Source organism: Vibrio sp. SCSIO 43135, from assembly GCF_023716665.1.
Classification (GTDB): Bacteria; Pseudomonadota; Gammaproteobacteria; order Enterobacterales; family Vibrionaceae; genus Vibrio; species Vibrio paucivorans.
Genome location: NZ_CP071859.1, coordinates 2905495 through 2928952, shown reverse-complemented (window position 1 = coordinate 2928952; position 23458 = coordinate 2905495). Strand labels below are relative to the sequence as shown.

Here is a 23458-nt window from a genome sequence, read left to right as displayed (position 1 = left end):
AGGTGAGTTAGATATCATCTCGTTCGATTGGGCAGCTCATGCAGCGCGCACCACCGCGGCCGCGGCCGAGTTCGTCGCCAGGAATTGGTAGAACCGTGATGCCTGCTTTGTCGTATTTTTCGTTGGTGTAGGTGTTACCTTCGTAGCCGATGACAACGCCAGGTTTGACTGTCAGAACGTTATTGGCATCATTCCACTGTTCACGCTCAGCGTTGAAGTTGTCACCACCTGTTGTGATGAGGTTGAGTTGATCAACCCCCAAAGCTTTTTCTATCGCGGTGACGAAGTAGCCTTCTTCTTTCACGTTCACAGCACCCGATTGATCGCCGGTTAAGCTCCAGCATTTCACGTCTTTACGCACGACTTCCGGGTAAACCGAGAAGGTATCTTCACGCATGTGAGTCATTACTGTGTCTAAGTGCATGCAAGAGCGGTGTTTTGGTAGCTCCATTGCAATCACTTGTTTCGCTTGACCGTGTTTGAATAAGCCGGATGCTAAGTGTTCTACACCCTGTGCTGTAGTACGTTCCGACATACCAATCAGTACCGTACCGCGGCCAATAACTAAGACATCGCCACCTTCAATTGTTGAGTTGTCATAGTTGATGTGTTCTTGATCGCCGAAGTACTTAATAAAGTCTTGGCCAGCAAAGCTTGGATGCCAGCGATAAATGGCGCGCACATGGTTAGTCTCGCGTTGACGAGCAGGTTTCGCCATTGGGTTAATAGAAACGCCGCCATAGACCCAGCAAGACGTGTCACGAGTGAATAGGTGGTTTGGTAGTGGCTCAATGATGAAGTCTGTCGGCGCATGTAAACCTTGCATCATGGAAGAAGATTTCATTGGCATTTCTGCGTAAGACAAGCCACCCGTTAGGATTTTAGCCAAATCGATGTTTGGTAAGTCACCTAAGTAGCAGCGCACATCGTTAGCGAAGGTTTTGCCTAAGCGATAATCGGATACTTGCTGGCTCAAAAGCCAGTCTTTTGCTTCTGGTACCGCAAGCGTGTCAGCCAGTAGATCTGTTAGGAGTAAAACCTCGACACCTTGATCACGCAGAGTTTGTGTAAATGCATCATGCTCTTTACCTGCACGCTCAACAGCGAGTACGTCATCAAACAACAGGTCGTGACAATTGGAAGGCGTTAAGTGAGTGAGAGCGCGTCTAGGGCGATGAACAAGAACGCGACGTAATTGACCGATTTCAGAACCTACGTATAACTTACTCATGATCGTATCTCTCTTATTTATTGGTATTGTTTTTATTCAAAAACAATATTTATTTTGTAGGGAATAAGGAATGGATTTATATATCCAATTATTTGCTCTGGAATTCATATTACGCTTGTTTGGAGGGCTTTCTTAGACTTCAATCACAAATCATTTTTTCTTGATGAAGCCTTTAAACACAGGGGTTTTAACAATTTTTATGCACTTGGAACTAGGTGGGATGCCACCCTAAAAAGACACGTTTCTGGGAAGTTTATGCATGAACGGTATTGTTCTTTCGCTGGTGGGAATAAAACAGAGGAATTTTATTCTTAAATAAATAAAAGAGAGAAGTGTCGATATAGTTAAAGTATGCAAACTTTGTATTTAGATAGTGACTTTTTTAATTGATACTCTGTAGGTGTTAACAAACTTTTTGCCAATATAGCTATCGGGATCACATTGCTATTTTTATCTAGTGATGAATGTTTTTATGGAGGTGATTAGTTTTAATAATCAAGATTAAATAAAAACTAATGTAGGAGATATATTCTTCTATATAAATAACGATAGAGTTTGCTTAAATATCCCAAGCAATACCACTCTTATTTAGGAAAGAGTGATAGCAATAAAAAAAGCCGCTATCGAGATAGCGGCTTGAGAAGTTGGTTATAGAGTAAACAGGGCTCAGAGCTAGATAAGTGCACCGATGCTGAGTACCACGATACAGAACACAGTTAGAATACCGATTAACGGCATCACCCACTTCAACCAACGAACATATGGCACGCGCGCGATGGCTAAGCCGCCCATAACGACTGCCGAAGTTGGCGTAATTAAGTTAACCAATCCAGACGCGGATTGATAAGCGGTGATGACTAAGTCTCGGCCTACGCCAGCAAAGTCGGCAAGCGGTGCCATAATCGGCATAGTTAATACCGCAAGACCAGAAGTGGACGGTACTAAGAAGGACAGTAGCACTTCTAAGAAGAACATCACGTTAATAAATACCACGGAAGACAACCCAGTGACCATTTGCTCTGCGGAGAACAAGATGGTGTCGGTGATCATGCCGCGGTCCATAACCACTACGATACCGCGAGCAATACCAATGATGAGGGCAACGCCTAATAAGTCACGCGCGCCGTCAATAAAACTGGTTGTGAACTCTTCCTCACTCATACGTGCCACTAGGCCAACCAAAATGGTTGCTGCAAGGAACATGGCGGAAATCTCAGCCATCCACCACCCTGCCACAGACACACCGTAAATCATTACAGCAAATGAGCCACCAAAGATAGTGAGTATTAACTTACGAGTGCCAGTAAACTCTAATTGCTCACCAGTTTGGTTACCTAAGAAGTGTGCTTTGTTTTCTTCATATTTGTCATAAACAATCGACTTTGATGGGTCTGCTTGCACCATTTTTGCGTAGCGCATGACATAAGCAACACAGATGCCCCAACCAATAACCAACATGGCGATACGTAGCATGATACCGTCGGTGAATGGAATACCCGATGCGTTGGCCGCGATAACGGTCGCAAATGGGTTAATGGTTGAGCCTAGAACACCAATGCCTGCCCCAAGTAGTACTGTTGCTGCGGCGACTAATGGGTCAAAGCGGGCCGCCATCATGACAGGGACAAGTAGGGTGTAGAAAGGCAGTGATTCTTCTGCCATACCATAGACAGTACCGCCAGCCGCAAACAGCGCCATGAGTATCGGTATCATCAATTCCTCTCGTCCTTCCAACCGCGCTGTGACTCGCTCTATCCCTGCATCAATTGCCCCTGTTTTAGTCACTAGCCCTAGGAAGCCACCAATGATTAAAATAAACAGCGAGACGTCGATAGCCGCAGCTTCATAGCTATTATGGTCATAGAAGCCGTCAATGGGTGCCAGAAGAACATCGATAACACCCTGAGGGTTACCTTCTACAGCTTGGTACGTGCCTGTTACAGGAACTTCACGGCCCAGTTCTTCATTCATTGCTCGGTCATATTGGCCTGCCGGAACTATCCAAGTGAGAACGGCAACGAAAGCGATGAGTAGAAATAAAATGGTATAGGCGGAAGGAAACTTAAAGTTGGCAAAGAAGCCGCCTTTTTTGTTTTCCGTTGGTAGAGTTTGAGTGGTCATAGCTATCTCCTTACACCTAACCATGATTTGGCAAAGGTGTGAATCAGCGACTAATGATGAGTCGTCCATTACCACAATGGATAACACCATTGATTCGAACTAAAGTTATTGGAATTAAAATAGTTAAATACAGATTAGAAATAGTGTTGCTCAAAAAATATGAGCTAAATTTATTTTTCTGTGGCTATTTTATTCTGCTAATCGTGGGTTAACTTTCGATGTCTTCACAAAAATAGCGGGATTAATTTTAGTCGGTAAGTGAAGGGTATTTTTACGAGGGTAATTTCTTAATTCGTTTGGATTTATATTCGAATAATTATCATGATGTGATTTTATAGCGAGCTAACTAGAGGGAATGAAATAAAATAGGGGAATTTTATTCAACCTTTCTTCTTGATGTTAAAAATTAACTTTCGAACATTTATTTGATTCCAATCAAATTCAAACAGTGATCTCTATCTTTAGTGATAAAAAAGGGAGCCAATAGGCTCCCTAGAATGAGTGCTGATGGTTAGATAAACAAACCACCGAATGCAAAACCAAGAGCAACGGAAGTTGCAATGGTTGTTACACCAGGAATAAAGAACGGGTGGTTAAACACGTACTTACCGATGCGTGTTGAGCCTGTATCATCCATCTCAACCGCCGCCAGTAGCGTAGGGTATGTTGGTAGTACGAACAGAGCGCTCACGGCTGCGAACGAAGCAACTGCTGTTAGCGGGGCAACACCAATGGCTAATGCAGCAGGCATTAGAGCAACGGTAGTCGCACCTTGTGAGTACAGCAGCATAGAAGCAAAGAACAACACCAGCGCTAGCATCCATGGGTAATCAGAAAGTAGACCACCAGCGAACTCTTTGATGCCATCTACGTGTGCATTAACGAAAGTAGAGCCTAACCAAGCTACACCTAGTACACACACACATGCCGTCATACCAGAACGGAACGTTGCTGCAGATGGAATTTTAGAGGCATCGATTTTGGTAAACAGAACAATGGCTGCCGCTGCTGCTAGCATAACTGTCATGATCGCTTCGTTACGGCCAAGTGCTGGATCTTCAATAAGACCAACTGAACCTGAAATAGCGGCTGCGTAACAGACAACGAAACCAATTGCGCCAAGGAAGATGAATGTTGCTTTCTTTGCCGTTGGTAGGATTTCACGTTTCTCTTGTGTCGCGAGTTTGATTAAGCCTTTTTCCAAACGCTCTTGGTAAACAGGATCGTCTTTTAGCTCGCTGCCCATAAAGTTAGCGACGAATGCACCGACCATACAGGCCAAGAAAGTGGTTGGAATACAAACAGCCAGTAGCGTTAAGTAATCCACACCAAATGGCGCTAGCATTGCGGCAAAAGCAACAACGGCTGCTGAAATTGGCGATGCTGTAATTGCGATTTGAGACGCAACAACGGCAATCGATAATGGGCGAGAAGGACGCACACCTTGGCCTTTAGCCACTTCTGCGATAACCGGTAGAGTAGAGAATGCAGTGTGGCCAGTACCCGCCATTAACGTCATTAAGAAAGTGACGATTGGTGCGTAGAAAGTGATGCGTTCAGGGTGTTTTCTTAGAAAGTTCTCAGCAACTTGAACCATCCAGTCTAAACCACCCGCTACTTGCATTGCTGCAATCGCGGTGATGACCGACATGATGATCAAGATAACATCGACGGGAATGAATGCCTGACTAGTAGGCACACCTAAAAACAACGACAGTGCAATCACACCTGCACCACCGGCTAAGCCGATGCCAATGCCGCCAATGCGTGCCCCCAAATAAATAAAGAGCAGCACGACAAATAGTTCAACCGCTACCATATTGATACCTCATTTAGATTTTTGATTTTAATTATTGGAAAGCTCATAGGCTAAACGTTCAAATAATGAAAATCGCTATTACGATAAAGCACGAAAATAACTCAAGAAAAGTGTGGGTACTCCGGTTTAACCCAAAAAAGGGCCCCGTAAGGGACCCTGTTAGCTGCGATTATTCGTAGCGTTTCGCTTTATACTGCGGACGCATTAAATTTTCAACAGAGAAGATGTCATCAAGCTCTTCTTCGCTGAGTAAGCCGCGTTCCAGTACCACTTCGCGAACGCTCTTACCGGTTTCCGCACAAATCTTACCAACGATGTCACCTTCGTGGTGGCCAATGTATGGGTTCAGGTAAGTCACGATACCGATAGAGTTAAATACGTAGCCTTCACATACGTCTTTGTTCACTGTGATGCCGTCGATACACTTGTCACGCAAGTTGACACATGCATTGGTTAGGATATCGAGAGACTCGAACATGCTTTGCGCAATTACCGGCTCCATTACGTTTAGCTGTAACTGGCCGCCTTCTGCTGCAAACGAGATAGTGTTGTCGTTACCTAGCACTTTGAAACACACTTGGTTTACCACTTCTGGTACCACTGGGTTTACCTTGGCAGGCATGATTGAAGAGCCAGCTTGTAGCTCTGGTAGGTTGATTTCATTCAGACCTGCACGTGGGCCTGAAGACAGTAGGCGTAGGTCGTTACAAATCTTAGACAGTTTCACCGCGAGACGTTTTAGCGCACCGTGAGTCATTACGTATGCACCACAGTCAGACGTTGCTTCGATCAAGTCTTCAGCTGGCACACATTCATGACCAGTCACTTCAGCAAGGTGTTTAACTGCCAGTGCTTGGTAACCAGGAGCAGCGTTCAAGCCAGTACCGATTGCTGTTGCACCAAGGTTGACTTCAAGCAGTAGCTTAGACGTGTATTCAAGTGCGCGGATTTCTTCGTTCAGAGTAACGGCCCAAGCGTGGAACTCTTGGCCTACTGTCATAGGAACCGCGTCTTGTAGCTGAGTACGCCCCATTTTTAGCACGGTATCGAACTCTTGGCTTTTCAGTTCAAAGGCGCCTTTCAAGTACTCAATCGCATCCAATAGCTTGCGTACGCTGTTAAATACAGAGATACGGAAACCTGTTGGGTAAGCACAGTTAGTCGATTGGCTCTTGTTTACGTGGTCATTTGGGTTAATGAACTCGTATTGGCCTTTTTCTTTGCCCATTAGCTCAAGTGCTACGTTGGCAACGACTTCGTTAGTGTTCATGTTCACTGAAGTGCCAGCACCGCCTTGGAATACGTCTGATGGGAATTGATCCATGCACTTTCCTGTTTCAAGGATCACGTCACACGCTTCAATGATGTACTGCGCAACATCTTTAGGTAGAACGCCGAGCTCTTTGTTTGCAAGAGCCGCCGCTTTTTTGGTCATCACCATGCCACGTACAAATTCAGGTACGTCTGAAATCGTTGAGCTTGAAATATTGAAGTTTTCGATTGCGCGAAGAGTATGAATGCCGTAGTACGCGTCTGCGGGAACGTGACGTTGACCTAGTAGGTCTTCTTCAATACGGGTTGCTTGGTGTGTTGTATTTTGTGTATCAGATAGGCTAGCCATAACAGGATCCTTAGAGAATTATTCTGATAATAAAGTGATTTATTAGCCATTTCTGCAAGTAAGAATCCGTTCGTCAGAGTTTTTTGGCTGGAAAATCCGTCCTGACTTCTGTGGCACATCATACTGCACTACGTACATAAAAATAGTAACTGGATCACCTTTTCTAACTTTATTTAGTCAATAATTTTCAAACTATGAATAGGTTATTAATAACCATAAAGGGGTAGAGGGTTTTAGTGGTCAAAATCACGCTTTTTTACACGATAAATTTGAGCTTCAAGGCGCTTTAGACGTACACTGGAGTGAACAAAGGAGGGCGTGTGTTTCCTATCTTATTATTGCTATTTATATTTGTCCCAATCATTGAGATTGGCCTGTTTATTCAAGTCGGTGGTTTCCTTGGCCTTTGGCCGACCATCGGTTTAGTGCTGATCACAGCATTTGTGGGTGCGTCATTGGTGCGTAGCCAAGGTATTCAAACCCTAATGTCGGTGCAAAACCGCTTAAATCAAGGTGAGTTGCCTGCTCAGCAAATTTTTGAAGGCGTTATGCTCGCGGTGGCCGGGGTACTACTATTAACTCCTGGTTTTATGACCGATGCACTGGGTATGCTAGTTCTGCTGCCAGCGCCAAGAGCTGTGATTGCTAAATACCTAATGAGTAAAATGGTGGTGAAAAACGTATCGGGTGGATTTGCTGGTGGCCAATTTGGTCAAAGCCCATTCGAGCAAGACCCATTCCACCGCGACCCATTTAACTCCAATCAAGATGGCAACACCTTCGAAGGTGAGTTTGAGCGCAAAGAAAAAGACGACCAAGATAACAATAATCGTCTTAACTAAACAATAACAACCGTCTCAACTAGTTGGGCTGTGCTAGCTCATTGAAGCATATATAGAAAAGGCTCTGAATACAGAGCCTTTTTTGTGTCTATCTAATGGGGTTATACCGCGCCTTCAAACCCCATTTGTCGCCAAGCTTCAAAAGCAATGATAGCGACGGCGTTGGACAGGTTTAGGCTGCGAGCTTCTGGCATCATTGGAATACGAATACGCTGCTCCATTGGAAGGCTTTCAATCACTTCTGCTGGTAGGCCACGTGATTCAGGCCCGAACAATAGCACATCACCTTGCTGGTATTGCGCATCGATATGATGGCCAGTTGTTTTGGTGGTGCAGGCAAAAAGGCGATAGTCACCTTCACGTTCATTTTCTAGATACTCTAGAAAAGCATTAAGATCCTTGTGGCGCTTAACACGAGCGAGATCGTGATAATCAAGGCCAGCACGGCGAACTTTCTTCTCTTCTAGGTCAAACCCTAATGGTTCAATCAAATGTAAATTAGCGCCACAGTTCGCGCACAAACGAATTATGTTGCCGGTGTTTGGAGCGATTTCTGGTTCGTAAAGGGCAATATCAAACATCTTGGTTCATCTGGGTTAGCTTAGGTGGCAAAGAGTATATACCCAAATGACGCTAAGGTGCAGGGTTCAAAGTACAGACATTGTATCCGTGGTATGTATCCAAAGGGCGACAGTAAGTCGCCCCCTGATGTGTCGAATTCGCTAAGCATTTTGCGCAAGCGCAATGGCGTAGTGCTCACTGACAGCATCCCAATTGACCACATTCCACCATGCATCAATATAATCTGGCCGGCGGTTACGATAGCTGATGTAGTAGGCATGCTCCCACACATCTAAAGCGAGAATCGGCTCACCTTGTTCCTGTGCGACATCCATTAGTGGGTTATCTTGGTTGCCAGTGGAGGTGATCTTCAGTGTACCGTTTTGCACGATTAACCACACAAAGCCTGAACCAAAAGTATTGATCGCCGCTTGGCTAAACTCTTGTTTAAACTGCTCAAAGGTACCAAAGGTTTGGATGATGGCCTGAGCAAGTGCACCTTCTGGTTCATGCTGGCCGTTTGGTGTCATGCAGTTCCAATAGAGAATGTGATTGTAGTACCCGCCACCGTTGTTTCGGATAGCAGGAGCATGCTGAGAAATACTGGCGAAGATGTCAGTTAAAGGGGCTTTTTCAAGCTCAGTCCCTTTAACTGCAGTGATGAATTTGTCGTAGTAGGTTCTGTGGTGACGGCTGTAATGCACTTCCATGGTTTGGGCGTCGATGTATGGTTCTAGTGCATCGTAAGCGTATGGCAGTTCAGGGAAACTGTGAGACATAGTAAATCCTCCGTAATCGAAGGATTTACTTTATTGATAATGAATATCATTTTCAACTGCGATCTTTGTAGGGTTTTGTCGCTCGTTGACAGTCTTTCTCTTGTTAGCTACTCAGAGGCAACTTGATTAGGACCATCAAACCACCGAGTTGGCTGCGACTGGCAGCGATGGAGCCGCTGTGCTGGCGAATGGCACTTTCTGTGATCGCCAATCCTAGCCCTGCACCACCTGAATTTCTATCACGGGCTGTCGATACGCGGTAAAACGGGCGGAATATATCTTCCAATTCAGAGTCTGGTACTCCTTGCCCGTTATCTTCCACGACAATCGAAAGCTGCTCATCATCTTTAGTTAAGGTAACCTGAATCAGGTCTTCACCGTAGTGAATAGCGTTACGGATGATGTTCTCAACAGCGCTCATCAATAGTTTTGGATTACCTGAGATTGAGCCTTCTGGGATAGCGGAGTAGTTAAGCTGCTTGCCCATTTGCTCGGCTTCAAACTGCGCATCTTTGAGGATCTCTTCCCATAAGCTAGAAATGGGTTGAAGCTCACGAGTCAGGTGACTATCGGCTTGCATACGCGACAGCTCTAACAGCTCGCCGATCATCTGCTCGAGTCGCTGGGCTTCGGTATCGATGCGCTCTAGCTCCGGGCTGTCTCCTTGCTTTCTTGTCGCGAGCGCATTGGCCATTCGCAAGCGAGTCAACGGAGAGCGTAACTCATGGGAAATATCCGACAATAGCCGCTGCTGGCCAGAAATCATGTGATTCACCGCCTCAACCATCTGGTTGAAGCTTGCTCCTGCTTGCCTAAATTCAGAAGTGCCTTTTTCAAGCTCTGGGTCGACAACAAACTCACCACCGGCGACTCGCTTAGCTGCACGCTCTAATTTACGCGCGGGTTGACTGAGTGCCCAAGCTAGCCATAACAACAGTGGTGTACTCACCACCATCACGGCAAACAGTAATTGGAACGGTTTGTCGAATAAGCGTAATAGGAACGGAGGGGTTTGATCCCATTTTACTCCGATGTAAAGCAGTAGGTTATGTTCGGCGAGGGTGATTGGCAGTGGTCCTGCAATCATGTAACGACCATACAGCTTTTGCTTTGGCTCACCTTGCTCAATGCTGGTAATGAAGTTTTGCAGTGCACGAATTTTGAAATCGTGATGGCGTTTAGTGGTTAAGATGTTGCCTTCTAGATCAGTTAAGAAGAGGCGAGGGGCTTTATCTCGTGGTGATCGCCCTTGATCTTCAAGGCTGAAAATAATTTTGCGTAGATCTTTCTCACCGCGAAAGCGCTTCTCGATCTTCTGTTGCAGTACATTGAGGCGTTCAAAATGATCCGCTGGGATATTACGTGCTTTGCGAGGATCTAAATGCGGTAGCGACAGTACGGCCAGCAGAACCAGCAGCATGGTAAACCAGAATATCGCGAAGATACGGCCATAAAGGCTGGTGATCTTAGGCAAGCGCATCAGTCTTCCTCAACCAACAAGTAACCTCGGCCGCGCAACGTTTTTATGCGAGATTTGCCAGACAAGGTATCGGGTAGCTTCTTACGTAAGTTAGAAACGTGCATGTCGATCGCCCGGTCGAAAGCGGCCAGCCTTTTACCCAGTACATCTAAGCTAAGTGCTTCCTTAGTTAACGTTTCTCCTGGATGCTGAATAAAGTGTGCTAGCAGGGCAAATTCCGTTGTGGTCAGCTCGAGTAACTGCTCCTGGCAGTAGGCTTCTTGTTTGCCTGGATACACCTTGATATCCATGTACTCAATGGCGTCGCTGTTTTTATTCGCAGGTGCTGATTGAATTTGAGTACGGCGCAGAATAGCTTTAATGCGAGCCAGTAATTCACGATCGCTAAATGGCTTTGGCAAATAGTCATCGGCACCGAGCTCAAGGCCAATCACACGATCAATTTCTTCGCCCTTGGCAGTGAGCATCAACACTGGGGTCTGCCAGTTCTCACGTAGGCGCTTTAGCGTATCCATACCATTCAGTTTTGGCATCATTACATCCAGTAGGATCAGGTCGATATCCTTATTCACTGCAGCCAGCCCTGACTCTCCGTCATTTGCTTCAGAGATAGTAAAGCCCTCATAAGTGAGCACTTCTTTGAGCAAGCTAGTCAGTTCTGTGTCGTCATCAATAAGTAGGATATGCGCCATTACTCTTTCCTCGATTGGATTGCATGAGTCTTGTTACCTTTATATTACTGTGAAACGGCGGTTTCGAGCAGGGTAAATTTTGCTCTTTACGATTCTTTACGCTCTCTATACGTCGCTTTACCTAGCAGGTCGTATTCTATACTCAACCGCTGTGAAGAGAACGAAACACATCAACCACTGTCTGCTAAATTTAGCGCCGATGTGATTCTCTAGGGTGAAAGGTCAACATGCCCTTATACAGCACCTCAAATAACATGAAAAATAAGGTACGACTTATGAAAACTGCAAAGAAATTAGTATTAGCTGCTGTTGTTCTTCCTCTTACTCTAGGTACAGCAAGCGCGTTTGCTTTCGGTGGTAAAGACCACGGTAAAGGTATGGGCGGTAAATGCGGCGGCTTTGACCGTGGTGTAATGCGCCAACTTGACTTAACTGATGCGCAAAAAGAGCAGTTAAAAGAGATGCGCGAAGCGGGCAAAGCAGAAATGAAAGCCAAGTTTGAGCAAGGTGGCGAAGAGCGCCAAGCAGCAATGAAAGCGCACCACGAAAAAGTTCAAGCTTTGGTATTGGCAGACACGTTTGACCAAGCAGCAGCAAATGATTTAGCAAAAGAGATGGCTGAGAAGCAAGCAGAGCGCCGCGTGAAAATGCTAGAGAAGCAGCACCAGATGCTAAGCATCTTAACTCCAGAGCAAAAAGAAAAGTTTGTTGAGCTGTCGCAAGAGCGTCATCAGAAGTGTGCTGACAAGATGGCAAGACACCACAAGTAAATTCGATCTCTCCCTTCCTGTTAAAGGCGGCTATTTAGCCGCCTTTTGTCGCTTTCATATTCATTTAAACTAATGCGAGGTATACTTTCTATTATCCTTTCTTAATAAAAGATTGACGCTTTAGCGAAATTTACGCTTATGAAACAAGAATATGCTCGCCTAGTCACTTTGGCTGCTTGGACAGCAACAACGGTTGCGACTTTGCTATTGATTGTGAAAGTTGCGGCGTGGTGGGTGACCGGCTCTGTGAGTTTATTAGCATCGCTGATTGATTCTATGTTGGATATCGCAGCGTCAGTTGTGAACTTGATTGTAGTGCGTTATGCACTTCAGCCTGCTGACAAAGAACATACCTTTGGCCATGGTAAAGCCGAGTCTCTCGCTGCTTTAGCGCAAGCTATGTTTATCTCTGGTTCGGCGTGTTTTCTTATCCTCAACGGTATTGATCGTTTCTTCCGCCCTCATGAACTCAACTCGCCCGAGTATGGTGTTTACGTCAGTTTATTTGCCATGGTATTGACCTACGGCTTAGTGACATTCCAAAAGCACGTCGTGAAGAAAACAGGTAGCCAAGCTATTGCTGCCGACTCTCTGCATTATCAATCTGATTTGTATATGAATGCGGCCATTATGCTGGCGCTAGGGCTAAGTTGGTTTGGTCTCACTCAAGCCGATGCGGTATTTGCTGTCGCGATCGGTATATTCATTCTGTACAGCGCATTTAAGATGGTGTCAGAAGCGATTCAAACCTTATTAGACAGAAAGCTCCCTGATGAAGAACTACAACAAATCAGGGAAGACTGTCTGTCTGTAGAGGGGGTGTTGGGGGTGCATCAGCTTCGTACTCGTATGTCGGGGCCAGTACGCTTTATCCAGCTGCATTTAGAGTTGGAGGATCACATTCCTTTGATTGAAGCTCACCGCATTTCTGACAATGTAGAAATGAAGCTGCTATCCAGTTTTCCAGACGCGGATATTCTGATCCACCAAGATCCGTACTCTGTCGTTTTGACCGCAGAGAGGGAACAAAAGTCTCAAGGCTGGTAGCCAGAGATATTCACACTGAACTGGGGAGACAAAGTGGTCGCTATTGACTATCTTTTCAGCGTCAAAAGAAAAAAACGTGATTCTGATGTGCATCAACAAAGTGAAACAGTAAAACTGTAATACTCTTACAGAAGTAGAAAAGTTACATAATTTGCTGCAAATAAAAGTAGTATTCCTTTTTAGTAAAGGTAACATAATGCGCAGATTAGACAGATTTCGTTGGAAGCATGTCGTTAGCTTCTAACATTAAAAATTGAAATTGATTTCCAAAAATTCGAGGGTGAGCATGATTAAGAAGATCGGTGTTTTAACAAGTGGCGGCGACGCTCCTGGTATGAACGCAGCAGTACGTGGTGTTGTTCGCACAGCATTGGGTGAAGGTCTAGAGGTTTACGGTATTTTTGATGGCTACCTAGGCCTATACGAAGATCGTATCCAAAAACTGGATCGTTCAAGCGTATCTGATGTGATCAACAAAGGCGGTACTTTCTTAGGCTCTGCTCGTTTCCCTGAATTCAAAAACGTAGAAGTACGTGAAAAAGCGATCGAGAACTTGAAGAAGCACGGCATCGACGCACTTGTTGTTGTCGGCGGTGACGGTTCTTACATGGGTGCGAAGAAGCTAACTGAAATGGGTTACCCATGTATTGGTCTTCCGGGCACTATCGATAACGATATTGCAGGTACGGATTACACGATAGGTTACCTAACTGCGCTGAACACAGTTATCGATGCAATTGACCGTCTACGTGACACGTCATCTTCTCACCAACGCATTTCTATCGTAGAAATCATGGGTCGTCACTGTGGTGATCTGACTCTGATGTCTGCAATCGCAGGTGGTTGTGAATACATTATCACTCCAGAAACAGGTCTTGATAAAGAGCAGTTGATCAGCAACATCCAAGACGGCATCGCGAAAGGTAAAAAGCACGCTATCATCGCTCTAACTGAGCTTATGATGGACGCAAACGAACTGGCAAAAGAGATTGAAACGGCAACAGGTCGCGAAACTCGTGCAACGGTTCTTGGTCACATCCAACGTGGTGGTCGTCCAACGGCATTTGACCGCGTTCTAGCGTCTCGCATGGGTAACTACGCGGTTCACCTACTGCTAGAAGGTCATGGTGGCCGTTGTGTAGGTATCCAAAAAGAGCAACTTGTTCACCATGACATCATTGATGCAATCGAGAACTTGAAGCGCCCAGTTCGCAACGATCTATTCAAAGTTGCAGAAGAGTTGTTCTAAGCGATTGCTTAAACAATTTCTCAAACAAAGTTAATAAAAAAGCCAGTTGGTATACCAACTGGCTTTTTTGATCTTAGCGGCTCACTAGTTGATAGCCATTGAGATGATGTAGCCGACAGTCGTTGCAGTAACGACGCCTATGAAGCCAGGCAATAGGAAGCTGTGGTTGAGAACGTACTTACCTATTTGCGTGGTACCTGAGCGGTCGAAAGTAATTGCCGCTAGGTCGCTTGGGTAGAACGGGAAGAAGAAGTAGGCGTAACACGCAGGTAAAACACCGATTAATACTGGAGCAGGGATGCCCATTGCAAATCCGAGTGGCAGCATGATAGTGAGTACTGCCGCTTGGCTTTTCAGGAATACCGACACCACGAACATCGCGATTGCAAAGGTCCATGGATGCGCAGCGACTAAGTCGCTTACTAAGCTGATCAGATAAGCTTTGTGGAATCCGATAATGGTGTCACTCATCCAGGCAATACCAAAGATGATGATCACTGCCGTCATACCAGCAATGAACACGTTGCTGTGTACGATCTTTTTCGGGTCGACCTTAGTAGTGAGTAGGATCAAGGCACCGACAGACAGCATTAAGAACTGTATCGCGACAGACATGTTCACACCGTCAGGAAGTAACGACAGATCTTTACCAAACATCGCGACAAAAATAACCGTCACGATACCGGCCAAGAAGATCGTTAGGCCTTTCTTCGCTTGGCTACCCACTTGCGCGTCATTTTCGTTACCTTCTTCGATATCAATCAGCTGAGCTTTGAACTCAGGATCTTTGCAGCGTTCGATGAAGGCTTGATCTTGGTCGAGGTCCTTACCGCGCTTCAGGCTCCACAAACAGCCAACTAATACACCAATGAGAGTTGCCGGGAGCGTCACCAGTAAGACATTGACTAAGCTGATGTCTAGACTGTTGTCGGCAGCCGTTGCCATCACTACGGCTGCTGCGGCGGCGATAGGGCTGGCGGTAATGCCCATCTGCGACGCTATAGTCGCCATCGCCATTGGTCTTTCTGGGCGAATGCCTTTTTTGTAGGCGACGTCATAGATAACAGGAAGTAGTGGATAAACGGAGTGACCTGTTCCCACCAAGACGGTGAGAGAGTATGTGCACAAAGGACCTAAAAATACGATTTGGCTTGGGTGCTTGCGCAGCAGACGTTCTGCAAACTTAACCAAGAGTTTAAGACCACCGGTGGCCTCTAACGTCGCAGATGCCGCAACTACGGCGAGAATGATCAACATTACGCTGATTGGTGGCGTCCCTGGTGCAATCCCGAATACAAAGGCGAGCACAGACACACCAAGCCCACCTAGTAATCCAAACGCAATGCCTCCATGGCGGATACCAATGAATATGACCGTCAACAACAGGAGCATATGCACATAAAACATAATCAAACCTCCAACACTTTTGTTTGTAGAGGTTTATCTTACCCAAAAGTAGTAGGTGTAATTGTGAGCAAATGTGCGTATCAATTGAGCTCAATTTACGATCGGCACATTCATTGTCTTCGGTCAAAAAATTACTCTGAGTAACAAGTGTTTATGCGATTTTTGACTATTAATCACACTATGAATAACGGCAGATACGCAGTTTATTTACTGGCCTGTTTGCGATTTTGAAATTTTTGGTGAACCCCACGGCGCAGTGACTTAATGCGGTTTTCTGCTTTGTCGACACCCAGTAATACAGTGAGTGCGAGAGTCGTGATAACCACAGATTGCTGCAAATAGCCGAGTCCAATCATCATACCCAGAGCTGCGAGCACCCAGATCACCGCCGCCGAGGTTACCCCGTGGATTTTTCCGTCTAAGGTCATCATGACGCCAGCGCCTAAGAAACCAACGCCAGTGATGATTTGACCGAGTACGCGTGCTTGGTCGAGGGTATTAGGTGAGAGCGATACCGCCATCGACATAAAAAAGTATGTACCTGAAATGACCAAAATAGAGGTGCGGATTCCAACGGGTTTCCCGCGAGTTTGCCTTTCAACACCGATAAGTATGCCGTTGATGGCACAGCAGAGAAGAGCCCACCAACTAAAAGGGCCGAGATCGAACAATTGTTCAATAGTCGCTTGCATTTTGACCTCCCAAAAGCGCGGAGTATGCATATAAAAGACCGGACTATCGAAACAAAAGTTTTTAATCGAGACGAACGATTACTCTAGGTGTAAGTCGAGTGGTGTTTTGCTGGCTCTGCCACCGATTTCTCGGGTTAGGGTTGGGACTAAATAACCGGATACGCGCTCAATCAAGCCTGCCATAATGGCTTTCGCTTGATGGTCAGAAACAAAGAAATGTGCGGCGCCTTGAACCTTATCTAGCACGTGCAAGTAGTATGGCAGTATACCAGCATCAAACAGCGCTTCACTGAGCATAATTTGGGCGTGAGTAGAATCGTTAACTCCTTTTAAAAGCACGGCTTGGTTCAATAAGGTAACGTTAGCGCGTTTTAGCTTAGCGAGTTTATCGCTGAGTTCTTGATTGATTTCATTGGCGTGATTGATGTGCGTAACCATGACCACTTGCAGGCGTGTTTGATTAAGTAGTTGGCACAACTCATCCGTGACTCTTGCTGGGATCACAACGGGCAGTCGGCTATGAATCCTTAGTCGTTTGATGTGTTGGATGTCAGCAATAGACTGAACCAGCCATTCGAGCTCATTGTCTTTAGCCATTAGTGGGTCACCACCGGACAAAATGACTTCATTGAGTTCGGTATGCTCAGCAATATAGTCGAGGCTCTGCTGCCAAGCTAACTTGTTGCCTTTGTTTTCCTGATATGGGAAATGACGGCGAAAGCAGTAGCGACAATTCACTGCGCAGCCACCTTTGACAATCATCAGAGCGCGATTGCGATATTTGTGCAACAGTCCTGGTACTTGATTGTTCTGCTCTTCGAGAGGATCGTTTGAGTATCCATCATGAACTTCAAATTCTTCGCACAGTGGCAATACCTGACGTAAAAGTGGGTCGTAAGGATTGCCTTTTTCCATTCTATCGACAAAACTTTGCGGAACACGCTGCGCAAACAGCTTTTTAGCTTCAAACCCGCTTTGCCATGGCGAAGGGTCTATCTGTAGAGATTCCAACAACTTTGTCGGATCAGAGATCGCATTCGCCAGTTGTTTGAGCCAGTTTTGCTCAACAGATTCGACTTTTCGGGTTATGATGTGTGGCATTGAATTTAGCTCTAAGAATGTAAGAGGACAAAATGGCTACTGTTAGCACTAATGAATTTAAAGGCGGTTTGAAACTAATGCTTGATAACGAGCCTTGCGTTATCCTGGAAAACGAGTACGTAAAACCAGGTAAAGGCCAAGCGTTCAACCGTGTAAAAATTCGTAAGCTTCTTTCTGGTAAAGTGCTAGAGAAAACCTTTAAGTCTGGTGAAACTTGTGAAGTTGCAGACGTAATGGATATCGACCTAGATTATCTATATAACGACGGCGAATTCTACCACTTTATGAACAACGAAACATTTGAGCAGATCGCTGCGGATGTTAAAGCGGTAGGTGAAAACGCTAAGTGGTTGGTAGAAAACAACACTTGTATGCTGACACTTTGGAACGGTAACCCAATCGCGGTAACACCACCAAACTTCGTTGAGCTTGAAGTTACAGATACTGACCCTGGCCTGAAAGGTGATACTCAAGGTACAGGTGGTAAGCCAGCAACACTATCAACTGGTGCTGTAGTACGTGTTCCACTATTCATCGCAATTGGCGAAGTAATCAAAGTTGATACTCGCAGCGCCGAATACGTAGGTCGCGTAAAATAATCACTTCGGTGAGAAAAAAGGTCACTTCGGTGGCCTTTTTTAGTTTTTGCGCCTAGAGAATCGATATGACACAATCCATATAACGTCTCCTGTTAGAAATTATTTCTATGAATCAATCTCTGCAAATCTGGCTAGATGCGGCTAGGCCAAAAACGCTTCCATTAGCGTTAGTTTCTATTCTAACCGGCAGTGTACTGGCCTTTTCTTTAGGGCACTTCTCTCTCCCTATTGCGTTGTTAGCTTTTCTCACTGCGACTTTGCTGCAGATTTTGTCGAACCTTGCGAACGATTATGGTGATGCAGTCAAAGGGACAGACAACGAAGACCGGCTAGGTCCTGTACGCGCGATTCAATCAGGCGCAGTGACAACCAAAGATATGAAGCAGGCCATTATCATTAATATTGTGCTGACAATGGCTGCAGGCTTAGTGTTGGTCTTTTATGCGTTAGACAGTATGCAAAGTATTTTGGCGTTTATTTGTCTAGGGGTATTGGCCATTATCGCTGCGATTGCCTATACCGTGGGTAGTAAGCCTTATGGTTACGTTGGACTTGGAGATATATCCGTATTCATCTTTTTTGGTTTGTTAGGTGTGGCGGGGACGTTTTTCCTACATACCGGAACCATAGACAGTGCTCTTGCTCTACCTGCGATTGGCTGTGGGCTGCTTGCCGTCGCCGTCCTCAATATCAACAATATGCGTGATATTGAAAATGACGCAGCGTGCGGCAAGAAGACCGTTGCGGTTCGTTTGGGTCAAACTCGAGCTAAGCATTACCACTTTGTTCTACTAGTTGGAGCCCTAGTGGCGTTCGCACTATATCTATTGCTACAACCAAAGCCGGTTTGGATCAGCTTGCCATTTCTATTGAGTGTCGTTGTGGTATTTAAGCACGGTAAAGCGGTGTGGGATGCACAGCAACCTAAGCAAATTGCCCCTATGATGCCAATCATCGTGAAATGTTCCCTGATTACTAACTTGTTGTTTGCCGGGGTTGTTATAGCTCAAACTCTCGCCAGTTAATTGAGTTCTGTCATTGCATTGACTTAATGACCCTATATACTCGATTGAGATGTCTATCGGTATGAGAACTATAGCTATGGAATACAATACCTCAGCCCTGTGTGATATTTACTTGGATCAAGTAGATGTTGTAGAGCCTATGTTTAGTAACTTTGGTGGCAGTGCTTCCTTTGCTGGACAAATCACAACGGTTAAGTGTTTTGAAGACAATCAGCTGATTCGTGAAATCTTAGAACAAGATGGCTTAGGCCGTGTACTACTTATTGATGGTGGTGGCTCATTACGCCGAGCGCTGATCGATGCGGAACTGGCAGCGCTTGCTGAAGAGAACGAATGGGAAGGTATTGTGGTGTATGGCTGTGTGCGTGAAGTCGATGAGCTTGAAGACATGAGCGTGGGTATCCAAGCGCTAGCTTCAATTCCCGTAGGGGCTTCTCAGCAAGGTGTCGGCGAAGTCGATGTAGCTGTTAACTTTGGTAGCGTGACTTTCTTACCGGAAGATTACCTATATGCCGACAACACTGGCATCATCCTTTCTCAAGAGCCGCTCGACGTAGAGCTGGAAGTCGAAGAAGACGACGAATTATAAGTAACAAAAAAGCCGACATTGAGTGTCGGCTTTTTTGTGTGTGCTTATCTGGGCAAGGTGTCAATTACGATAATGATGCACAGTGCTCTCGGCGTACTTTCAATGCATACAGGTAACCTAATACACCACCGAGTATGTTCCCTACAGCAATACCAATGAATAGTCCTTCAATATCGTAAAGCATGCTGCCAAGCCATGCCGCAGGTAAAGTGAAGACAAACAAGCGCATAAAGCTCCATTGGAAAGCTTTCAGTGGTTGATGTAAGGCATTCAACCCAGAAACTAGCATCATCACGATACCTTGAAAGCCATAACTGAATGGCACCACAAGCAAGTAATGCCACAGCAGGTCTCCAACAGCTTGCTCCTGGGAAAAGAGTGCTGAAAGTGGAATGCTGAGTGGAATCATCATGATGAAAATCAGTAATTGGAAGACGATGGAAAATCTCATACTGAGAAATAACCCAGCAAAGCTGCGCTGCGGATTATTAGCACCAAGGTTCTGAGCCATAAATGGAGTCAGTGCAGAGGTGAGCGACATCAGCACTAAAATCAAAATAGACTCAACACGCTGCGCGGCACCGTAGGCTGCCACTGCTGCGGTACCATGCGATGCTAACATAATCATTAGCAGTGCCCCTGACAGCGGGTTCATTGCATTGGATAGAGCCGCTGGGGTGCCAATCTTTAGGATCTGTTGCCAATCGTTCAATAAGGCTCGAGGGCTTGGTAGAGTGAGCAGTTTTTCACGTTTTATCAAGACGTATAACGAGCCACACAAAGCGCCAAACCAACTCAATGCGCTGGCGATCGCCGCCCCTTGAATGCCAAGTTCAGGAAAAGGTCCATAACCAAAAATCAACAGTGGGTCGAGTACACCGTTAATGATACCGGCCAGCATCATGATCTTGGCTGGGGTTTTGGTGTCGCCAGTGGCTCGAATGGCGCTGTTGCCAGCCATTGGGATAACCAGCAGCGGAATGGTCCAGTACCACACCACCATGTATTGCTCGATGAGTGGGATCAGGTGCTGCTCGGCGCCTAGTATGCGAAACAAAGGCTCAATAGTATGCAAGCCGATAAAGGAAGCGCATGCAACCAGTAATACCGCTAGCAATAAGCCGTGGCTGGAAAATCGTGCAGCATCTTGAGTATCTCCTTGACCAAGTAAGCGACCAATACTGGTCGATAGCCCCATACCGATCCCCATTGTAATGCAGTTCACGGCGAAGGTGACAGGAAAGGTAAAGCTGATGGCAGCCAAAGCATCGGTGCCGAGCAAGGAGATAAAAAAGGTATCGACTAAATTGAACATCAAAATCGCGACCATGCCGAATATCATAGGGATGGTCATCTGACGTAGCACGTTAGGAATAGGGGCTGTTAATAAGCCATGTTTATCGTGCATCTTCGATACGCTGCGAGGGAAAACGCCTAGGATACAAGATATTGTGATTAGGCACTAGCGCTTACCCGATGCGGCGAAACTAGGCAGCTACTATCTGATTGAATTGTAATAAAAGTATTCAAGCGTTTATCTGATGTTGTGTGTTTGTTTCTTTTTACTATTATGGCTGAGTATTGGCTTGTATCGTTAATTTTAAAAATATCAATAAGTTACACTCGGGTCTAAAGGCCAAGGAGAAAGCAATGAAACATATTACGATAGTTGGTGCTGGGCAATCTGGACTTCAATTAGGGATAGGATTATTACAAAACGGGTATCGAGTGACGTTAGTAACTGATCGCACGGGTGAACAAATTGCAAACGGTCCGGTGATGTCGACTCAATGTATGTTCCACTCGGCATTAGAATCTGAACGCGCACTGGCTCTGAACCATTGGGAGCAACAATGCCCAAAAATTGAAGCGATTAACCTTTGTGTGACTCATCCAGAATCGTTAGGTGAGAAGGTGATCAACTGGCGAGGTGGATTGTCACACTTTGCTCTGTCTGTCGACCAAAGAATCAAGTTTCCAAACTGGATGGATAAGTTTGAGGAGTTAGGTGGCGAGTTGGTGGTAAAACGCACTCAACCGAGCGATTTAGACCAGCTAGGTGAGCAAAGTGATTTGCTTATACTGGCAACGGGAAAAGCGGAGCTAGCCAACCTGTTTGAGCGCGATTCATTGCGCAGCCCATTTGAACGACCACAACGTAAATTAGTGTTGCTGTATCTAAAAAATCCGCAAGGCGATAAGCCGCTTGATAACGTTAGTTTCAATGTTATTCCTGGTGCGGGGGAGTTCTTTATCATGCCGGCGCTTAGTCATAATGGTGCTTGTGAAGCGATGTTATTTGAAGTTATTCCTGATGGGCCACTAGACTGTTTTGAAGGTTTAGAGAGCAATGAGCAGGTGTTAGAAAAGGCCAGAAGTGTGTTAAACACTTACTTACCTTGGGAAGCTCAGCGGATTGAACAGGCAGTACTCACTGATGACAATGCGGTGATCTCTGGAAGTTTCGTACCTACGGTTCGTAAACCAGTCGCGAAGCTAGCGTCGGGTAAGTTGGTATTTGGGCTAGGGGATACTTTATGCTTGAATGACCCGATTACAGGGCAAGGGGCAAACAACGCAGCAAAAGCGGCGCAATTGTATTTGGAGCGCATCATTTCTCATGGTCAGCAGGCATTTGATGAACAATGGATGACAGAGACATTTGAGCAGTTTTGGCAATACGCGCAGTGGCCAACCACATGGTCAAATATGATGCTGACACCGCCACCGGAATTTGTCTTAAACCTACTAGGGGCTGCTGGTCAGTATCCTAAACTGGCAAACCGGATTGTGAATGCTTTCGATGACCCTGCGGATTTGTTCCCATGGTTTTCACACGAAGAACACGCTAATGCATACTTAGCAGAGCTGTCTGCCGTTTAATCTTCGCGCTTTTATGGTTTCATCCAAATAAAAAGGCCAGCATATTGCTGGCCTTTTTTGTATTAACTTCGAATCAACGATTACGCTTTAGCGGCTGCCGCTGCTTTAGCGATTGCTGCAAAGCTCTTAGCGTCAAGAGAAGCACCGCCCACTAGAGCACCGTCGATGTCTGGTTGTGAGAAGTAAGCTTCAGCATTTTCTGGCTTAACAGAACCACCGTATTGGATGATTACTTGTGCTGCTACTGCTTCGTCTTTCGCTGCGATTAGTGCACGGATAGAAGCGTGGATACGTTGTGCATCTTCAGCTGTTGCTGCTTTACCAGTACCGATAGCCCAGATTGGTTCGTATGCGATGATTGCATCGTTTAGCGCTTCAACACCGTAAGCGTCGATTACTGCGTTGATTTGACGAGCACATACTGCTTCAGTTTCGCCAGCTTCGTTTTGAGCTTCAGATTCACCGATACAGAAAACAGGCTTGAGACCGTTCTCTTTTAGGAATGCGAATTTCTTAGCGATGAACTCGTCAGATTCGTTGTGGTATTCACGACGCTCAGAGTGACCGATGATGATGTGAGAAGCACCGAAGTCTTTCAGCATTTCTGGAGACATATCGCCAGTGAATGCACCGCTGTTGTTTAGGTCAGTGTTTTGAGCACCTAGGATGATCTTGTTACCGCCTTCTGCGATTACACGCTCTGCAAGATCGATGTATAGCGCTGGTGGAGCTACTGCTACGTCAACACCTTCAACACCTTCAAGTTCAGCGTTAAGGCCAGTTAGCAGCTCAGTTACCATAGCTTTGCTGCCGTTAAGTTTCCAGTTACCCATCACTACAGGACGACGCATAGGAATATCTCCCTTTTTAATTAATGTAAAAAATCTTCGTAAGAATATAACAGATAATATTCGCTAGATCATGATTCCAATCATGTCTTATGTAATGGT

At 45.7% G+C, this 23458-nt stretch carries 21 protein-coding genes; 8 read left to right on the top strand and 13 right to left on the bottom strand.

The annotated features are described in order from the left end of the window. Positions 1-7: 7 nt before the first annotated feature. The 4 genes from arcA to aspA all read right to left on the bottom strand — a co-directional run bounded on the left by arcA (position 8) and on the right by aspA (position 6792). Positions 8-1231: an arginine deiminase gene (gene arcA / locus J4N42_RS13095; protein ID WP_252028560.1), complete on the bottom strand. Its 1224-nt coding sequence runs from the start codon at positions 1229-1231 to the stop codon at positions 8-10. Positions 1232-1903: 672 nt separating this feature from the next. Continuing rightward, positions 1904-3352, bottom strand: a complete 1449-nt coding sequence (locus J4N42_RS13090) for a YfcC family protein (protein ID WP_252028558.1) — start codon at positions 3350-3352, stop codon at positions 1904-1906. Between the two features lie 511 nt (positions 3353-3863). Further along, entirely contained in the window at positions 3864-5171 is a 1308-nt protein-coding gene (locus tag J4N42_RS13085; protein ID WP_252028556.1) for an anaerobic C4-dicarboxylate transporter, read from the bottom strand. A 169-nt stretch (positions 5172-5340) separates the two neighbouring features. Further along, positions 5341-6792, bottom strand: a complete 1452-nt coding sequence (gene aspA / locus J4N42_RS13080) for an aspartate ammonia-lyase (protein ID WP_252028555.1) — start codon at positions 6790-6792, stop codon at positions 5341-5343. Positions 6793-7112: 320 nt separating this feature from the next. On the opposite strand from aspA, the gene J4N42_RS13075 reads away from it, so the two are divergent. Then, positions 7113-7634, top strand: coding sequence for an FxsA family protein (locus tag J4N42_RS13075; protein ID WP_252028553.1), 522 nt, complete (start codon positions 7113-7115; stop codon positions 7632-7634). Positions 7635-7735: 101 nt separating this feature from the next. On the opposite strand, the gene trmL is transcribed toward J4N42_RS13075, so the two are convergent. The 4 genes from trmL to J4N42_RS13055 form a co-directional block, all read right to left on the bottom strand. Continuing rightward, the gene (trmL, locus tag J4N42_RS13070) at positions 7736-8215 is read right to left on the bottom strand and encodes a tRNA (uridine(34)/cytosine(34)/5-carboxymethylaminomethyluridine(34)-2'-O)-methyltransferase TrmL (protein ID WP_252028552.1); all 480 of its coding nucleotides are present in this window, start codon (positions 8213-8215) and stop codon (positions 7736-7738) included. Between the two features lie 141 nt (positions 8216-8356). Continuing rightward, positions 8357-8974, bottom strand: coding sequence for a superoxide dismutase (locus J4N42_RS13065; protein WP_252028550.1), 618 nt, complete (start codon positions 8972-8974; stop codon positions 8357-8359). Positions 8975-9077: 103 nt separating this feature from the next. Next, entirely contained in the window at positions 9078-10454 is a 1377-nt protein-coding gene (cpxA, locus tag J4N42_RS13060; RefSeq protein ID WP_252028548.1) for an envelope stress sensor histidine kinase CpxA, read from the bottom strand. Beyond that, positions 10454-11146, bottom strand: coding sequence for a response regulator (locus J4N42_RS13055; RefSeq protein ID WP_252028546.1), 693 nt, complete (start codon positions 11144-11146; stop codon positions 10454-10456). Before J4N42_RS13055 ends, cpxA begins: the two co-directional genes overlap by 1 nt. 275 nt (positions 11147-11421) lie before the next feature. Here J4N42_RS13055 and J4N42_RS13050 point away from each other — a divergent pair, with 275 nt between their 5' ends. The 3 genes from J4N42_RS13050 (at position 11422) to pfkA (ending at position 14212) form a co-directional block, all read left to right on the top strand. Beyond that, the gene (locus tag J4N42_RS13050) at positions 11422-11916 is read left to right on the top strand and encodes a CpxP family protein (RefSeq protein WP_252028544.1); all 495 of its coding nucleotides are present in this window, start codon (positions 11422-11424) and stop codon (positions 11914-11916) included. 138 nt (positions 11917-12054) lie between these two features. Continuing rightward, complete coding sequence (gene fieF, locus J4N42_RS13045; RefSeq protein ID WP_252028542.1) at positions 12055-12963, top strand: CDF family cation-efflux transporter FieF; 909 nt, start codon at positions 12055-12057, stop codon at positions 12961-12963. Positions 12964-13249: 286 nt separating this feature from the next. Next, positions 13250-14212: a 6-phosphofructokinase gene (gene pfkA, locus J4N42_RS13040; RefSeq protein ID WP_252028541.1), complete on the top strand. Its 963-nt coding sequence runs from the start codon at positions 13250-13252 to the stop codon at positions 14210-14212. An 84-nt stretch (positions 14213-14296) separates the two neighbouring features. Here the strand turns inward: pfkA and J4N42_RS13035 are convergent, their stop codons facing one another. The 3 genes from J4N42_RS13035 to epmB form a co-directional block, all read right to left on the bottom strand. Then, positions 14297-15619: an anaerobic C4-dicarboxylate transporter gene (locus tag J4N42_RS13035; protein WP_252028540.1), complete on the bottom strand. Its 1323-nt coding sequence runs from the start codon at positions 15617-15619 to the stop codon at positions 14297-14299. A gap of 203 nt (positions 15620-15822) precedes the next feature. Further along, complete coding sequence (locus J4N42_RS13030) at positions 15823-16311, bottom strand: MgtC/SapB family protein (protein WP_252028539.1); 489 nt, start codon at positions 16309-16311, stop codon at positions 15823-15825. A 78-nt stretch (positions 16312-16389) separates the two neighbouring features. Then, positions 16390-17412: an EF-P beta-lysylation protein EpmB gene (gene epmB, locus J4N42_RS13025; protein WP_252028538.1), complete on the bottom strand. Its 1023-nt coding sequence runs from the start codon at positions 17410-17412 to the stop codon at positions 16390-16392. Positions 17413-17444: 32 nt separating this feature from the next. On the opposite strand from epmB, the gene efp reads away from it, so the two are divergent. The 3 genes from efp to rraA all read left to right on the top strand — a co-directional run bounded on the left by efp (position 17445) and on the right by rraA (position 19625). Then, complete coding sequence (gene efp, locus J4N42_RS13020; protein WP_252028537.1) at positions 17445-18011, top strand: elongation factor P; 567 nt, start codon at positions 17445-17447, stop codon at positions 18009-18011. Positions 18012-18118: 107 nt separating this feature from the next. Beyond that, complete coding sequence (locus J4N42_RS13015; protein ID WP_252028536.1) at positions 18119-19036, top strand: 1,4-dihydroxy-2-naphthoate polyprenyltransferase; 918 nt, start codon at positions 18119-18121, stop codon at positions 19034-19036. Between the two features lie 76 nt (positions 19037-19112). Further along, a complete protein-coding gene (rraA, locus tag J4N42_RS13010; protein ID WP_252028535.1) occupies positions 19113-19625 on the top strand; it encodes a ribonuclease E activity regulator RraA in 513 nt (170 codons plus the stop codon). A 64-nt stretch (positions 19626-19689) separates the two neighbouring features. Here the strand turns inward: rraA and J4N42_RS13005 are convergent, their stop codons facing one another. Continuing rightward, positions 19690-21033 carry an MATE family efflux transporter gene (locus tag J4N42_RS13005; RefSeq protein ID WP_252028532.1) on the bottom strand — a complete coding sequence of 448 codons (1344 nt, stop codon included), beginning with the start codon at positions 21031-21033 and terminating at the stop codon, positions 19690-19692. Positions 21034-21275: 242 nt separating this feature from the next. Here J4N42_RS13005 and J4N42_RS13000 point away from each other — a divergent pair, with 242 nt between their 5' ends. Beyond that, positions 21276-22508, top strand: coding sequence for a styrene monooxygenase/indole monooxygenase family protein (locus J4N42_RS13000; protein ID WP_252028529.1), 1233 nt, complete (start codon positions 21276-21278; stop codon positions 22506-22508). 80 nt (positions 22509-22588) lie between these two features. Here J4N42_RS13000 and tpiA read toward each other — a convergent pair whose 3' ends face one another. Beyond that, positions 22589-23359, bottom strand: a complete 771-nt coding sequence (gene tpiA / locus J4N42_RS12995) for a triose-phosphate isomerase (RefSeq protein ID WP_252028527.1) — start codon at positions 23357-23359, stop codon at positions 22589-22591. Positions 23360-23458 lie beyond the last annotated feature (99 nt).